Origin of the sequence: Pseudoduganella sp. RAF53_2, from assembly GCF_052113985.1 — a bacterium.
Lineage (GTDB): Bacteria > Pseudomonadota > Gammaproteobacteria > Burkholderiales > Burkholderiaceae_D > Rugamonas.
The window spans coordinates 1-1671 of the sequence record NZ_JBFRDW010000917.1 but is presented as its reverse complement, the minus strand read 5'-3'; the positions used below and the strand labels follow the sequence as shown (position 1 = coordinate 1671).

The 1671-nt window shown below is 58.0% G+C and carries 2 protein-coding genes; both read right to left on the bottom strand.

The genetic code is table 11. The features are described 5' to 3' along the window. The coding region (locus AB4Z11_RS30990) for a YebC/PmpR family DNA-binding transcriptional regulator (protein ID WP_442029917.1) at positions 1–552 on the bottom strand (552 nt) is incomplete at its 3' end. 82 nt (positions 553–634) lie between these two features. After that, complete coding sequence (locus tag AB4Z11_RS30985) at positions 635–1459, bottom strand: DUF4214 domain-containing protein (protein ID WP_442029915.1); 825 nt, start codon at positions 1457–1459, stop codon at positions 635–637. Positions 1460–1671 lie beyond the last annotated feature (212 nt).

Here is a 1671-nt window from a genome sequence, read left to right as displayed (position 1 = left end):
TTTCACGGCCGGGAAATCGTTCGGGGCGCACAGCACTTCGAAGCCGCCTTCGTCGTCGGCGACCACGTCTTCGGCGCCCGCTTCCAGGGCCGCGTCCATCAGCGTGGCTTCGTCGGTGCCGGGAGCGAACAGGAACTGGCCGCAGTGCTTGAACATGAAGGCCACAGAACCTTCGGTGCCCATATTGCCGCCGTATTTGTTGAAGGCGTGGCGTACTTCAGCCACGGTACGCACGCGGTTGTCCGTCATGCAGTCGACGATGATGGCCGCGCCGCCAATGCCATAGCCTTCGTAGCGTACTTCTTCGTAGTTGGCGCCGTCGCCGCCGCCGGTACCGCGGGTGATTGCACGCTGGACGTTATCCTTCGGCATATTGGCGTCGGCCGCTTTGTCCATGGCCAGACGCAGGCGCGGGTTGGAGGCGACGTCGCCGCCGCCCATACGGGCAGCCACGGTAATTTCCTTGATCAGGCGCGTCCAGATTTTGCCGCGTTTCGCGTCCGTTGCAGCCTTTTTATGCTTGATGTTGGCCCATTTGCTGTGTCCAGCCATGTTCAATCTTCCTTAGACGGTGTGCAATCGAGGGYGATATTCTAGCATACCGCCCCCTGTGAATTGCCGCCGCCCAAGGCCATCAGCTGCCACTGTAGGGAATGTATTCGATGCCGTGCTGGATGCTGCCAATCACCTGGGCACGGTTCTCGGTGCTTTCCGAAAAACCGAACATCACTTGCTCGCGCGACGTGCCTGTAGCCAGGCGGTTCATCCAGTCGTTGAAGCCCGCTGCCTCCGGTTCTCGGTGCAGGGCGTTGTGATAGAGGGCGGTGACGAAGGTGGCATTGTCCGAGTTGACACCGTACAGGCGCTGGAATTCCACGCTATTGGTAAAGCCGGAGGCGATGTCCGTGAAAGATCGGCCGGTGTCGGCGAAGTGAATCCAGTAACCGAGGCCGGGCAGGTCGGGCTGGCGGTCCAGTGCCGCCTGGTAGAAGCGGTAGATGATACCTGCCGTGCCGTCGAGATCGAAGGCCATGTTGTGGTCTGCGAACTGCAGGCGTTCGACGCCATTCAAGGTATCGGTTCCTTCCGGGCCGGTGACTGTCAGCGTGCCGTTGTTCTCCTGTACGGCGTAGGCGTTCAGGTTGCCGCTGTATTGGGCAGTGTCCAGGCCATTGCCGCCAATCAGATGGTCGTTGCCGGCCCCGCCAATCAAGATGTCGTTACCATCGCCACCGGTCAAAGTATCGTTGCCGTTGCCGCCGTCGAGAATGTCGCCCACCGTGTCGGGCTTGTAGGTGCCCGATGCCGCGTCGTATATCTGACCGCTGGACAGGTTGTCGTCGCCATCCAGACCGATCAATTGGTCGTGCCCACCATTGCCGTAGATGTTGTCGTTGCCATTGGTCCCGCGCAGCACGTCGTCAGCGGTCGTACCTCCTAGGATTATTCCGTCACTCATGATCCGTACCCTCCTTCACATTAAGAAAGAATGTCTTTTTTGTAACGAAAGGCTACGCCGAATCGGTTGAGTTGTCGCGTCGTTGATTTCAATTGTGCGAGGCACGCACTCTTGAAATTAGACATCTCCCTCGGATTTTCTTCATCGTTTGGAAACAAAGTTCATCTACACTCATTCGATTATTTTTTTATTAATTGGGAGCGGAGATGGAT